The 13,083-nt window shown below is 68.5% G+C and carries 10 protein-coding genes; 6 read left to right on the top strand and 4 right to left on the bottom strand.

Translation table 11 applies throughout. The features are described 5' to 3' along the window. Nucleotides 1–442 precede the first annotated feature (442 nt). Nucleotides 443–1,564, bottom strand: a complete 1,122-nt coding sequence (locus STRIP9103_RS45230; RefSeq protein ID WP_009313995.1) for a tyrosine-type recombinase/integrase — start codon at nucleotides 1,562–1,564, stop codon at nucleotides 443–445. Between STRIP9103_RS45230 and STRIP9103_RS17760 the strand changes: the two genes are divergently transcribed. The 6 genes from STRIP9103_RS17760 (at nucleotide 1,552) to STRIP9103_RS17730 (ending at nucleotide 9,654) form a co-directional block, all read left to right on the top strand. Further along, complete coding sequence (locus STRIP9103_RS17760; protein WP_009314036.1) at nucleotides 1,552–2,781, top strand: hypothetical protein; 1,230 nt, start codon at nucleotides 1,552–1,554, stop codon at nucleotides 2,779–2,781. The genes STRIP9103_RS45230 and STRIP9103_RS17760 overlap by 13 nt on opposite strands. An 81-nt stretch (nucleotides 2,782–2,862) precedes the next feature. Further along, nucleotides 2,863–4,065 (top strand): cytochrome P450 family protein, encoded by a 1,203-nt coding sequence (locus tag STRIP9103_RS17755; RefSeq protein ID WP_009314028.1) that lies wholly within the window; start codon nucleotides 2,863–2,865, stop codon nucleotides 4,063–4,065. 522 nt (nucleotides 4,066–4,587) lie between these two features. Continuing rightward, nucleotides 4,588–4,893: an ATP-binding protein gene (locus STRIP9103_RS49960; protein ID WP_141586534.1), complete on the top strand. Its 306-nt coding sequence runs from the start codon at nucleotides 4,588–4,590 to the stop codon at nucleotides 4,891–4,893. Then, nucleotides 4,883–5,686 carry a response regulator transcription factor gene (locus STRIP9103_RS17745; RefSeq protein ID WP_048820476.1) on the top strand — a complete coding sequence of 268 codons (804 nt, stop codon included), beginning with the start codon at nucleotides 4,883–4,885 and terminating at the stop codon, nucleotides 5,684–5,686. Before STRIP9103_RS49960 ends, STRIP9103_RS17745 begins: the two co-directional genes overlap by 11 nt. A gap of 630 nt (nucleotides 5,687–6,316) precedes the next feature. Continuing rightward, entirely contained in the window at nucleotides 6,317–7,354 is a 1,038-nt protein-coding gene (locus STRIP9103_RS17740; RefSeq protein ID WP_009314018.1) for a LacI family DNA-binding transcriptional regulator, read from the top strand. Between the two features lie 1,202 nt (nucleotides 7,355–8,556). After that, entirely contained in the window at nucleotides 8,557–9,654 is a 1,098-nt protein-coding gene (locus STRIP9103_RS17730) for a M4 family metallopeptidase (RefSeq protein WP_048820475.1), read from the top strand. A gap of 334 nt (nucleotides 9,655–9,988) precedes the next feature. Here STRIP9103_RS17730 and STRIP9103_RS17725 read toward each other — a convergent pair whose 3' ends face one another. The 3 genes from STRIP9103_RS17725 to STRIP9103_RS17715 form a co-directional block, all read right to left on the bottom strand. Then, a complete protein-coding gene (locus STRIP9103_RS17725) occupies nucleotides 9,989–10,402 on the bottom strand; it encodes a PIN domain nuclease (RefSeq protein ID WP_009314031.1) in 414 nt (137 codons plus the stop codon). Continuing rightward, entirely contained in the window at nucleotides 10,399–10,662 is a 264-nt protein-coding gene (locus tag STRIP9103_RS17720; protein ID WP_009314038.1) for a type II toxin-antitoxin system VapB family antitoxin, read from the bottom strand. Before STRIP9103_RS17720 ends, STRIP9103_RS17725 begins: the two co-directional genes overlap by 4 nt. Before the next feature lie 24 nt (nucleotides 10,663–10,686). Beyond that, nucleotides 10,687–13,083 (bottom strand): hypothetical protein (locus tag STRIP9103_RS17715; RefSeq protein WP_009313992.1); only part of this gene is annotated, 2,397 nt, incomplete at its 5' end.

Below are 13,083 nucleotides of genomic sequence, written 5' to 3'. Positions count from 1 at the left end.
GCACGGGATTCCACGCCCTCACATGTGGTGGAGCCTCGCCCGTCGGTAGGGGAATCCGCCGCGGGCGAGTTCGAGAGGTCCTATCCAGCTGGCGAGATCACTCTCGACGCCGTCGGTCTTGCTCCTTGCGGCCTCATTGAGGCCGCGTTGAGGCCGCAAGGACAGGAACAGACTGACAAGGGCTGACCGGCCCCAACACGGATAGCCGCATCTGACCTGCGAAAACGTCATGGATGAGCATGGATCGACAAGGGCCGCCAAGATCCTCAAAGGACTCATAATCCGTCGGCTGTGGGTTCGAGTCCCACCCGCCCCACCACTCGCTACGCGAGGAGAATCGATCTGACCAGCCACTTTGCTGGTCAGGGCGAGTGTCTGAGGGTCCTGGCGACCCTGCGGTGATCATGATTTCATGATCGTCTGGACAAAGTCTGGACGCAGGTCACGCGGCGCGTGGACGAGCCCTCTTCTGCCTGTTGTTGCGGCCGACAGGCGAGGGGCGCGAGGTGTCCCAGCCCGCGATGCTCGGCGTCTCCGTTCGGGCGAGCGTGAAGCGGAGGAGGGCGAACTCCTGGCGCTGCTCACCCTGGTACTGGTCATTGAAGTTCTCGATCCGGACCAGCTCTAGATCGTTGCTCGTGCAGTGATCGCGCATCCATTTCACGGCGGCATTGGCGGCGTCGTCCTGGCCCCGGCCGGCGAGGGTAACCAGGCCGAGGAGATCGGAGTCGGGCCGGGTCTGGGCGCCTGCAGACCAGTTCTCACCCGCCTGGCGCGCACCGTGGGCGAAGAAGACGGCGAGGTCGCCCTGCCAGGCCGTCTCAGGGATGTCCAACGGCGTGTGCACCTCGAAGGGCACTTCGCGGGGGACGACGGCTATGACCGACTCGGCCTCGGCGCGCATCATCTCGGGCAGCACGCTGGTGTACGTGTCGGAGGTGATCTGGCGCGAGGAGTGCCCCAGCTTCCCCTGGACCACCTTGATGTCGTTGCCGGTGAGCAGGGACAGCGCGGCGGCGAGGTGACGCAGGTCGTGGAGGCGGACCGGCGGCAGGCCGGACAGTTCCACGAGGCGGGTGAAGCGTCGGGAGATCCAGTCGGGGTGCAGCGCCTCACCGTTCTCGTGCGTCCACACACGGCCGGTTTCGACGTAGGCGTCACCCCATTCCTGGCGCTTCTGTTCCTGCTTCGCACGGAAGCTCACCAGGTTGTCAGCGGACTCCAGGCTCAGCGACACGGTGCGGACGCTTTCGGCCTTCGGCGCCTCGCCGTACAGCTTGTAGGCGACTTCCACGATCTGCTGGGAGAACCGCAGCCAGAGGGCGTCGATGCTGACCTCCGTCCAGGGCAGCGCGGCCATCTCACCGCGGCGGGGGCCGAGGAAGATGAACGAGTGCCACAGCTCGTAGAGCCAGTCGTCCTTGACGAAGTCGAGGAACTGGCCGGTCAGCTTCGGTGTCCAGACCATGACCGGGCCGGGCTTCTCGCCGGTGCGCTTCCAGTGCTCGACGCGCTCGGGCGTCCGGACGAGCGGCTTCGGCCGGGTGACCGGTGGCAGCTCCACGAGCTGCGCCCAGTTCCCGGCGAAGGCGGATTCGCCGGGTTACGTACGAACTTGGTCCGATCGGTCCGGCCAGTCGGCGCGGCGCGGCGAAGGACGGCAGCGCGATACGCGAGTACCTGTCCGCCGACGGTGGCGAACCCATTCTGGTCGCGGGCGACACGCTCAGCGCCGACACAGGATTCGTCACACGAGCCTATCCGTGGGCGCCCAACCGGCCGTCCTCGTGGACGTGCTACCTCACCGACGCGGAATGGAACCTGGACGACCTCAAGCACGCCGACCTGCTGTACGACCTGCCACTGCACAAGGCCCGCTATCGGGTCCGCTCGGACGGCGAAGTCCTTGACCGGCTCGACCTGCGGGTGGACTTCATCCCCGTCGTCCATATCGCCAACAGCATCCCTGCGAGCGGCGAACACTGGGGCAAGCCCACCGTGGCCACGGTCCTCCAGGCTCTGGACGAGCTCTCCGCCACCGACACCGACAGCTCCGGAGCGTCGGCCACGACCGGCTCACCGATCATCGGCCTTGCCGGGGCTCGACTGCCCATCGACCGGGGGACGGGGCAGCCGCTTCCGGTGAAGGTTCGCGCCGGGACGGTGTGGCAGCTTGACGACAACGGCCGCATGGACGTCCTCGACACATCCGCTCAGCTCGCCGAACTACGGGCCCGTGTCGACCACCTCCTCGACCGTATCGCAGCGAACAGCCGCCTCACCTCCTCTGGCCTGGGAACACTCGACCCTGCCGCCGTTCCGTCCGGGTATGCGCTCCAACTGGCGCTCGGCCCGCTCGATTCGTTGGTCAGTTCGATGCGCTTGGCGCGCGCCCACAAGTACCAGCTGCTGTTCAAGATGGTGCAGCGCCTTCACCAGGCCGGCCATGCCCATGGCTGGCCCGTCGGAGAGTCCCTGTTCTCCCGACTGGCCTGGGGACCGCACGCCCCCACCGACCGGGCCGCCGTCCTGGAGGAGGTGGTGAAGGGCTTCACCGCGGGCGTCCGGTCGTTGGAGACGTCGATCCGCGTGTTGATCGACGCGGGTTATCCGATCGAGGACGCCCAGGAAGAGGTCGAGCGGATCCCAAAGCGCGCCTTCGATGCGGCCGCTCGCCCGGCCGACGCCATCGGCGACAACGGCGTGGTGCGCGCGTATCTGGGCTTGCCGAAGGCCGACTCCGAGGTTCCGCCCGTGCCAATCCTTCCCGTAGACGGGTGATGAGTGGACCCATGGCGGGCGGCAGAGTTCGACCTCGGGCTCCGCCATGGCGGTAGGCCCCGTCTGTCTAGGGTGGGGGCCATGTCGACCACAACGCCCAGCGAATCGCCCCTGGTTGATCACGCAGAGCTGATCGCGGATCCGTACGCGGTGTACGCGCGGCTTCGCGAGGCGGGGCCCGTCCACCGCGTCACCGGAACGGACGGGCTTCCGGCTTGGCTGGTCACGCGCTACGACGACGTACGCCAGGCCCTCGCCGACCCCCGGCTCTCCCTCGACAAGCGCAATGCGACGCCCGGCGGTTACCACGGGCTCGCGCTGCCGCCGGCGCTGGACGCGAACCTGCTGAACATGGACCCGCCGGACCACACCCGCATCCGGCGCTTGGTATCCAAGGCGTTCACCCCGCGCCGTATCGCCCTGTTGCGTGAACCCATGAGGAAAACAGCTGATTTACTGCTCGATGCCATCGCACCGCATGGTCATGCCGACCTGATCACCTCGTACGCCGCGCCGCTGCCGATCACTGTGATCTGCGAGCTGCTGGGCGTGGCCCCGCATGACCGGCAGGACTTCCGATCCTGGACCGATGCCCTGATAGCCCCGGATCCTGCGCAACTGGACAAGGCGAAGGGAGCCGTTCGGTCCATGCTGGCCTTCTTTACCCAGCTCCTCGCTGACAAGCGGGCCGCCCCCGCCGACGACCTGCTCTCCGCCCTCATCGCCGTACGCGACGACGAAGACCGGCTGAGCGAGGACGAGCTGATGTCCCTGGCTTTTCTGATCCTGTTCGCCGGGTACGAGAACACCGTCCACCTGATCGGCAACGCCGTCCTGGCCCTGCTCAGCCACCCCGACCAACTGGCCGCGCTCCGAGCCGATCCCAGTCGGCTGACCAGCGCGGTCGAGGAGCTGGCCCGCTACGACGGTGCTGCCCCCCTGGCCATCCGCCGCTTCCCTACCGAGGACATCACCATCGGCGGGGTCACGATTCCGGCCGGTGAGACCGTCCTGCTGTCTCTGGCCGCCGCACACCGCGACCCGAGCCGCTTCGCTGACCCCGACCGGCTCGACCTAGGCCGCGACGCCACCGGGCATCTCGCCCTCGGGCATGGCATCCATTACTGCCTGGGCGCACCCCTGGCCCGCATGGAGACGGAGATCGCTCTCGCCGCGCTCTTCGAACGATTCCCTGGGCTGGCCCTCGACGTTCCGCTGGATGAACTGCGCTGGCGGCCCTCGATGCGAGCGCGGGGCCTGCTGAGTCTTCCCGTGCGCTACTGACGTCGCGGCGGCTCCTCGAACGTCGCGAACTTGCAAGTGTCTTGGCCGTGAGGGAGCTGTCTCTCGAACCCTGGTTCCGCCGCTGTTCGGCAGGGCTGTCCTCACCGTGAACAGCGGCCCCGGCTCGGGTGTGAACGGGAGAGCGATTGAGACGAAGGCGACCTCTCCCGTCGCTCGCGACCCTCGGTCTCCTGGGCCTGCTCCCCATCGTCCTGCCGGTCGCGAGTCCCCTGCCGTGGTCGCTGAGCCTGCTCTCTCTTGCACCAATGGGCGCGGCACTGCTCGTGCTGGCCCGTGCCCGTCGCGCACCACTTGACGTCGACGATGCCGCCGAACTGCTCGCCGTAGTGGTCCGGAGACAGGGGGAATCAGAGATGAGTCAGCTCTGAGGCTTGGTCGCCCGACTCGCTGTGCGCTGCGCTGCGCGCGGCGGCGGCGCTGTACGCGGCGCGGACCGGAGGTGAGCCGAAGGTTGAGGTCCGGGCGCCGCAGGCGCTTTCCGGGTACAGCAACAACTACGTGATGGCGGTGCTGTTGCCGCTGCTGGAGAACGCCGTGGAGGCGGTGCCGACGGATGGCTCCGTAGCTGTGCACGTCCGGCGGACCGCCCAGGGCTTCCGTCTGTCCGTGGCCGACGACACGACCGAGACTGGCCTGCCCGACACCATCTACCACGTTGGATACACCACCAAGCAGGGGCACGACGGCCTCGGCCTGCCGTCCGTGCGTCGGCTCCTCGCGCTGCGGGAGGCGCGCATCAGCCACGGGGTCGCGAACGGCCGGACGACGTTCACGATTGATCTTCCTCGGGGCGCAGGTGAGTCTTGAGATTCTCGTCGTTGATGACAGCGCGCCGCTCGCCGAGGAGACGGCGGCGCTGATCCGTGTGGGTGCCCGGCTTGAAACGGGTTTCGCGAGTGACTCGGCCACGGCGCTGGGCCTGGTCGAGAGGCATCCGATCCCGGTCGTGGTCCTCGACCAGAGGATGGGCCCCGACCTTAGCGGTACGGAGTTGTTTCAGCGTCTGCGCGCGGTGCGACCCGACGCCCGCGCCATCATGCTGACCGGCGAGGCCGGTGCGGACGAGGTAGGGCAGGCGCTCGCCCTCGGATTCCACGACTACCTGCCCAAGGGCCGCATCGCCGAACTGCCCGGAGTGGTGCTGTTACAGCATCTCAAGGGCCGGGTCGCCGACCTGGAGCAGCGTACCGAGGCGGAGAACGTCCTCCTGTGGCCGCGTCGGCGGCCGTGGTGGCGCAGGCGGCGTGGTGCCGAGATCCGGCTGATCAGCCGCAGAGTCGTGGCCGATCGCTTCGTCGACCCGGCCGGCTGGGTGACCGTCGTCCAGGTCAACGCGGGCCAGGAGCACCGCATCGCCTCCCAGGTCACCCGTACCTCCTCGATCGTGGTCGAGGAACAGAGCCGGCGAACCCTGCAGACGAATGTCGGTCTGAAGACGCGGTCGCCTGGTGAGATCACCTCCGCGCTGCAGACGGTGCTCGGCGACATGTCCCGGCGGACCCGCACCGTCGACGACAGCACCACGGACAGTTCGGATCGGTCGGGGCGGGGGGGCGCTTCGCTCACCCCCGTGCGCCTTGTCCGGTGGCCCCTTCGGTAGCTGTTGTGCGTTGGTTCGCCGTTCCCGGGCGTCGTTGCGACCGGTGTTCGCGGCAACGTTCTGGCGATCGGCACGTTCGGCGCCTCGTTGCCGCGGGCTCACCCTCGATCCACGCCTCGCCGGAGGATCTGAACCTCGATCCGACGGAACACTTCTCGTCAGCTCCGACCATCCCCACTGGGAGGAGGACAGCCCCGGGGATGCGTCGTGGACCGACTGAGCGAAGTTCCACCGCTGCTCGGCTTCTGCCGCCGAACTCTCAGTCGGCGCCACCAGGGCTGCGGGTCATCCGGCTCCACCGGTGCGTCCGGCAGCGCCGAGAAGACGCCGGCCTTCGCGTGCCAGCCGCGGAACACGCCACGGAACACCGGGTGGGGCTCGTGCGGTAGAGGGCCCCTCAAAGAAGCCACTGTGCTCTCCTTCGCTCGCTCCGTTACCGTTAACGTGACCGGTAACGGGATTCTTGCCCATGGCACGAGATTCCGTCAACGCCCGCCGCCGGACGGCTCACGATCCGCCGGTGGCGTTCTGGCGCCGCCTCGCTCTCGTGGCAGTGCCGGGCTGGTGATGGCGCGGCAGGCCGGTGAACCTGATTGACTTGGACACAGGGCGGCACAGGAACAGAAGTGAGTGGGCAGCGTGGCCGGACAGCGGGAAACGGAAAACCAGCGGGCGCGGGGTGTGAGAACCGCCAAGCGCGTCACGCTCCGCGACGTTGCTCAGGCGGCAGGCGTGTCCCATCAGACCGTCTCCCGGGCGATCAACGGCAAGGGGGAGATCGACCCGGCGACTCAGCAACGCGTGCTCGATGTCGCGAAGCGGCTGCGGTACCGGCCCAGCCGGTTCGGCCGGGGGCTCGCCCGCCCGGACGTCGTATCCGTCGGGCTCATCGTCCCCGACGTGGTCAACCCCTTCTTCCCGGAGTTCGTGGCAGGAGTGATCGCGGCCGCGGACGAACGCGACTGGCAGGTGCTCGTGGCCAGCACCGAGAACGACCGGTCCCGGGAGCTGGCCCTGGTCCGCTCACTCGGCCAACAGGTCGACGCTCTTGTCGGCTACATCAGCCATCCCGATGCGCAGCTCGAGCCGTACGTGGGCACCGTGCCGCTGGTCATCGTCGATCGCGGGCTGGACTCGTCGAACCACGCGTTGGTCCACATCGACACCGCGGCCGGAATCCGGGCCGGGATGCAGCACCTCATCGACCGGGGGCACCGCCGGATCGGCATGATCGACTGCGAGTGCGTGAGCGCCCCGCTGGTCCGGCGCCGCACCTTCCTCGAAGTCGCCGGCGAACACGCGCTGCCCGTCGACGAGGGCTGGATTGTCATGGGGGAGCAGTCCCCGGCCGGGGGCGCCGCCGCGTTCGAGGCGCTGTACGCCGCGCGCCCGGACCTCACCGCCGTGGTCGCCTTCAACGACCTGGTCGCGATCGGCGCGCTCCGGGCCGCCCGCCGGCTCGGCGTCCAAGTACCGGACGACTGCGCACTGGTCGGCTACGACGGGCTGAGCGTCGTCGATCTGGTCGACCCGCCACTGACCACCCTCCACCTCGACAAGCGACGGCTGGGCGAACTGGCTATCCACCAAGTCGACCAACTCCTCGCAGGCGAACTGCCACCCCCTATCGTCCTGACACCGAGCCTGCATGTCCGCGGCACGACGTGACCCGTCTTTGACCTCGATCCGTCAGCGGGGTTCGGTCGCTGAGTGGCTCGGTCGTTCGCCCGTGATGTCCCCTGACGTCGGGGGGCGGGCCGTCGCGTGACGCTGCGGCTGCGCAAGGTTCCACGGGCCCGGGGTGGTGCGGGTCTCCTCCGTTCTGGTCTTCGTCGGGACGGGCCGGACCGCCCGCCAGGTGACGGCGGGAAGTTCATGGAGTCGCTGCCGGCAGGTGGTGAACCCGTTGGCCCAGGGCCACGTGGCCTCGATGCGGAGCCGGCGGCGGCGGGCGTGTTTCGAGGCGATGGACATGGAGATCGCGCCCAGCAAATGCCGGGAGCCGGACCCTCTCCTCGGCCATGTGCTGGATGATCGGCTCCACGCGGAGCAGCTTGCCGTGCGTCGGCGGAAAGGCCCGCCCGGACCATTTCGCCGATGACATGGCGGCTGAGAGGTCGTGGGTGATCCCACACGGTTCTCCGCGCCGAGGAAACCACCGATGACGTTGGCCATGTCACGCCGCCACCGGACGGGTCGATCGACCCCTCGCACGGGTTGCCTGTCACGCTCAACGAAATATGCGCGGCCCACACCTCCGACAACCATTGACACCCTGGTTGAAGTGGGCCCCTACCGAGCCCGCCGATCTCCCGGGCCTTGGACAATGCCGCCGCGTTCTGTCGATCAATCCGTGACTTACGTCATGGAGAGGGATTGACGGTGTGAGCCAACGAGCCGTGCTTCGGCATGCCGCGCCGCGCAACCCCCGCCCAGGGAGCGGAGCCGGGTGAAAACTCGCCGGAGACCTGCAGGGACCATCCCCGCGGATGCGGGGAGCAAGGGAGCGTGCCTCTCAGTTCGCGCCCCCCACGTCCATGCGGTGCGAGAGCCCCAACTCGCACTGAGTTGCCGGCTCTCGGGGACAGGTGGACATTGGTGTGAGGAGTATGGAGTTACCGGCTCCGCCCCTGCCTACAGGGCGAGCATGGGTGTTGGACCAGCCCCGTTGCCAGGCATTGCGCCTCGACGACCCAGCCATCACGGGTGACGCTCCTGGCCCCTTCAGCGGATGCGCTCGCATTGTTGGAAGTTGAGAAATCAACACCCTCACGGACACGCCGATGCACGGCAACTCTACGGATCGTCGGCAGGGACCAAAACGCTCCTTTACCGCCCGCTTACCGTCCGCACTGATGGGAGTACGCCTCATGGCTCATGAGATCCGCAGCCATACGCACAGGGCCCTGGTTACTACGCCTTGCGCCATCGTGCCTCCGTATCTGCTCGCTACGTTGGCACGGGCGCAGTACGCACCCGCCCAGCGCACTCTCGTGTTCGACGCGACGGAACGCGCCCAGCGAGAGGTGAGGGCACAGACTGGTCGACCCTGGCGGATGGGCGCCCCTGTCACCCCTGGCCGCACCATCTGCGACGCCCAGCACCTGCCGTACCTGCCAGGCGTTCGTGTAAGGGGGGAAGGAGACCATCCCGTACCGGACTCTTCGGTAAACAACACCTACGAAGGTCTCGGAGCCACCTTCGATTTCTATCTGAAGGTATTGAAGCGTTTCTCCCTCGACGGAAACGGCCTCCCGCTACTGGCCAGCGTCCACTTCCTCGAGAACTACGACAACGCCTTCTGGAACGGCGAGCAGATGGTTTTCGGTGACGGGGACGGCAACATATTCGGCGACTTCACCAGATCTCTCGACGTTATCGGCCACGAGCTCGCTCACGGCGTCACCCAGTACACCGCCAACCTGGAGTACGCAGGCCAGTCGGGAGCTCTGAACGAGCACCTGTCCGATGCCTTCGGTTGCCTGGTCGAGCAGTACGCCAAAGGGCAGACCGCCGCGCAGGCCGACTGGCTGGTCGGGGAGGACCTGCTGCGCCCCGGTGTGGCCGGAGTCGCACTGCGCTCGATGAAGGCGCCAGGTACCGCGTACGACGACCCGATGCTCGGCAAAGATCCGCAGCCTGCCCATATGCGCGACTACGTGCACACATTCTTCGACCACGGCGGCGTGCACATCAACTCGGGTATTCCCAACCACGCCTTCTACCGCGCCGCGACCCAACTCGGGGGCTACGCCTGGGACATCGTCGGCCGAATCTGGTACGACGTGCTTGCCGGTGGAGAGCTCCGTCCCAACGCCGGCTTCGCGTCGTTCGCTGAGCTGACGACGAACGCCGCCGGCGCTTACGGGCCCGACGCGCAACAAGCGGTGCTCAGCGCGTGGGATGCGGTAGGACTGTATGTTCCGCACCCGTCTCGCGTTCTGGTCGGGGGCCTCAACCTCGTATGACGTCGTCCTCGGGGCGAGGTACTGCTGCCACTGCGGGGGCCGCTCCCGCATTGCCCGCAGCAGGCACCTTTCCGGCCGCCACAGCGCACGATCACGGTGTTCAAGAGCGGGAAGGACGTCGCGAGCCCCAAGGACTCCGCGAGCAATGTGAGCGCCTGGCCGCACCATCACCGCAGATCTGATTTCCACCGAAAAGTGCGTTGCGGGACCCTACACGTTCGACTTCCAGAAGGACTTCTGAACGTTGCTGGCTATGCGGCCTGCGTCGAGTTCCGGGCTGGAGGCGCGTCACGGCGGAGCGCCCGGCCGGCGCTCACCCGCGAGCGGGCGGGCTCTACTGTCTGACGTCGATCGTGCGGACCGGTTGCCCTGTCGTACGGGCGATGGTCTCGAAGTCGCGGTCGTAGTGGAGCAGGGTGAGTCCCGCTTCTTCCGCGGCGGCGGCCACCAGGAGATCGACGGGGCCCGCGCTGCGATGCTCCCCCTTGGCGGTCAGTTGCTCTTGGACGGTGCGGGAGCGGCGGTAGACGCCGTCCGGCATGGGGCACCATGTGTAGTGGGCGTCGAGTGCCGCCTTCAAGCGGGCGCGGTCTGCGGTCGAACGGGCCGAGTGGAGGACTTCCAGTTCGGTGAGGTCGCAGATCGCGACGAGGCCGGCGCCGATCCTGTCGTCCCATTCGGCCGTGTTCTGGCGGAGCAGGACGCGGGCGAGGGCGGAGGTGTCGATGAGGTAGTCGGCGACGGTCACTCGTCCGCTCCGATGTCGCGGTCGTCGGTTGCCGAGCCCGTGCTCATGGGGCGGTACGCGCGCTTGTCCAGCAGCAGATTCATGTCGAGAGCGCCGTCGGCCGCCAGTTCACGGGCTTCTTCAAGCGCGCGCAGACGCCGGTAGCGAGCCGTGACTTCTCGCAGTGCGGTGTTGATGGTGTCGCGCTTGGTGACGGTGCCCAGTTCCTTGGCCGCTTCCTCCAGTGCTTCGTCGTCGAGGTCGATGACCGTCCGACTCATGATGACCTCCTCCGTCGGAATGTATCAATCAGAGTGTACCAAGATACAAGATCCTTTATATGGCTGCTGCTGATGTGGATGTGTCGGGGCGGAGGCGGTGTCGGGCCGGTTGAGACTTCCGTTGAGCCAGGCGGCGGTGAGTTCTGCGGCGATCTGCTGGTTGGTCGCGCCGTCGCTGACCATGCGTACCAGTGTGATGTCGGGTTCGGTGAGCTTGTGGTGTGCTCGGCGGAGTCTCGGTACGGGGATGTCGCGCTGTTGTGCGGCACGGGTGACGGCGGTGCGGAAGGGGCGTCCCAGGCCGAGGGGGTGGGCGTTGCGTATGGCCTCGGTCAGCCAGCGCCGGGGGTCGTCGGCGATGTGCGTCAGGCACATGCTGGAGGCGACGCTCAGGTGGACGTCGCCTCGGCGTTGGATCGAGCGGTGGGCGGTCAGTGCGCTGTCCGCGTCGTGATGTGCGACGCCCCGCGCGATGAGCAGGGCCTCGTGGGTCATGGGTGTGGCGGCTTCCTCGTGCAGGGTTTCCAGTTCCTCCAGGGCCTGCTGGACCTTCTGCGGCAGCTCGTGAAGGGCGGCGAGGGACAGGATGCGCAGCAGTAGCCGTTCGACGCCGGCGAGCCGGCCGTTCTTGCGTGCCTGCCGCGCGTCGCACCAGGCTTCCTCCAGCGCCTCCTTCTTCTGGCCCGACCAGTACCGGAGGGCCAGGCGGGCGCGCGCCGCCAGAGGGTGGGTGAGGGTGTCGGGGACCAGGTCGAGCCACGCGCGGGCGCGTGCGATGTCCCCGCGGGTGCAGTGGATTTCCGCGGCCAGCGCCCGCGGCAGGTGCGGGACGCCTGCCGCGGGGTGGGTCCGGCTGCGTACTTCGATGCGGCGGGCGGCCGTCAGCGCGGCGTCCCAGTTCCCCGTCAGGTAGTCGCGGACCATGCCCTGGTACTGGACGGCGATGCCATCGGGGGCCGCGACGTACCGGTCGCCGAGGACGGCGCCGAATGCGGCGGCCAGGTCTGCGTAGGCGGCGGCGTGGCGCAGCCGGTCCATGGCCTGGTCGTCGAGTGCGTCGGGGGGCAGGTTGTGCCGTGCTCGGCTCAGTTCTGTGTGGCTGCCCACCGCGGCGGCCACCAGACGCAGTTCGGTGGGTGAGGGCAAGGGTGTGCGGCGGTGCCCGGGATCGGTGTCCGGGGTGTGGCGGGCGGCCGTCGTCGCCGGGGGTGTGAGCGGGCCGATGCCGTACAGGCCGCCGAGGGCCGCCAGCCGGGCCGCGGCGGGAAACCGGTCAGCCGTCCCGCCGGAGCGGGGGTGGATGTCATCGGCGCGGGGGGTGCGGTGTTCGTGAAGTGCCGCCCATGCCCATGCGGTGGCAACGCTCGACAGGCCGGCTGGTTTCTCGACGTCGTCGGTGTGTTCGGTGTGCGGTGTGTCCAGGAGGGCGAGCAGCGGCTCGCCGAGCGCCAGGAGCCCGTCGTGGTCGCCGTGCCGCAGACTCAGGCTGCTTGCCTCGTGGAGCACACCAGGAGTGCGCGGGTCCTGTGGTGTGAGCCGGTGGAGCGCGGCTGCGTAGGCGCGGGCCGACCGGGGCCAGTTGGTCCTGGCCTCCTCGCGGGCCGCGGCCAGCAGCAGCGGCACCGAGAGGGAGTCGGCCAGGCGCGGGCCGGAGGCCGCGACGCGATCGGCCAGCCTCGGGTAGCCGCGGCCAGTGGCTTCGGCACCGAGCTTGTCCGTCAACCGCGTGACGTACCGCGCGGAGTTGCCCTGAACGTCGCGCCGGCTGGGCAGGGCCCGCAGGGCCGCCGCGAGCGCCGGGACGGCGAACGACAGGCGGTCTTGCGGGTCCGCAGTCAGGATCCGGTCCGTGATCAGGCGGTCCAGCGCGTGCTCAAGGGCTCGGGCGCCGGCCGATGGCGTTATCCTGAACGCGTCGTCGACGTGCACGTCGGCGTGGTCCAGAACGCGGGCGGTGACGATCGCCGCCTCGACGATGCCGGGGTACGGGGGCGCGTGGGGCCGGCCGAACCCGAGCAGGAAGGCTTCCTCGGTGGTCAGTCTCAGATGTTTCTCCGCACGGGTGAGGCACATCCGGCCGTCGAGTTCCAGCAGGTCTTGTCCGTCCAGGGTGTCGAGGATCGACAGCATGGCGCGCGGGTTGCCTGCCAGCGTGCCCAGGGCCCGTGACGCGGCGGTCGCCACCGCGGGGTCGGCCGGGTGGCCGAACCGCCGGGTGACGTGGAGGTCGACGAGCTTGGCGACGTCGGCCGGGCGCAGAGGGAGCAGTTCGAGGACTTCGTCGGCCGCGGCCGCCAGCTGGGCGCGACCGGAATCCCCGGCGGGCCAGGGCCGGCCGGCCATCACCACGGGTACGCCGCGCGGGCGGAAGACCCGCAGCAGCAGCCCCAACGCGTCGGCGGCAGGCCGCGGCATACGGTC

The organism is Streptomyces ipomoeae 91-03, from assembly GCF_000317595.1.
Taxonomy (GTDB): Bacteria; Actinomycetota; Actinomycetes; order Streptomycetales; family Streptomycetaceae; genus Streptomyces; species Streptomyces ipomoeae.
The sequence above is the reverse complement of the archived record's forward strand: the minus strand, read 5'-3'. Positions and strand labels throughout refer to the sequence as shown.

Coding starts and splice junctions, on each gene's coding strand:
- STRIP9103_RS49960 (WP_141586534.1), top strand. CDS start 4,588: ATGGCGGTGCTGTTGCCGCTGCTGGAGAACGCCGTGGAGGCGGTGCCG.
- STRIP9103_RS17755 (WP_009314028.1), top strand. CDS start 2,863: ATGTCGACCACAACGCCCAGCGAATCGCCCCTGGTTGATCACGCAGAG.
- STRIP9103_RS17720 (WP_009314038.1), bottom strand. CDS start 10,662: ATGAGTCGGACGGTCATCGACCTCGACGACGAAGCACTGGAGGAAGCG.
- STRIP9103_RS17730 (WP_048820475.1), top strand. CDS start 8,557: ATGGCTCATGAGATCCGCAGCCATACGCACAGGGCCCTGGTTACTACG.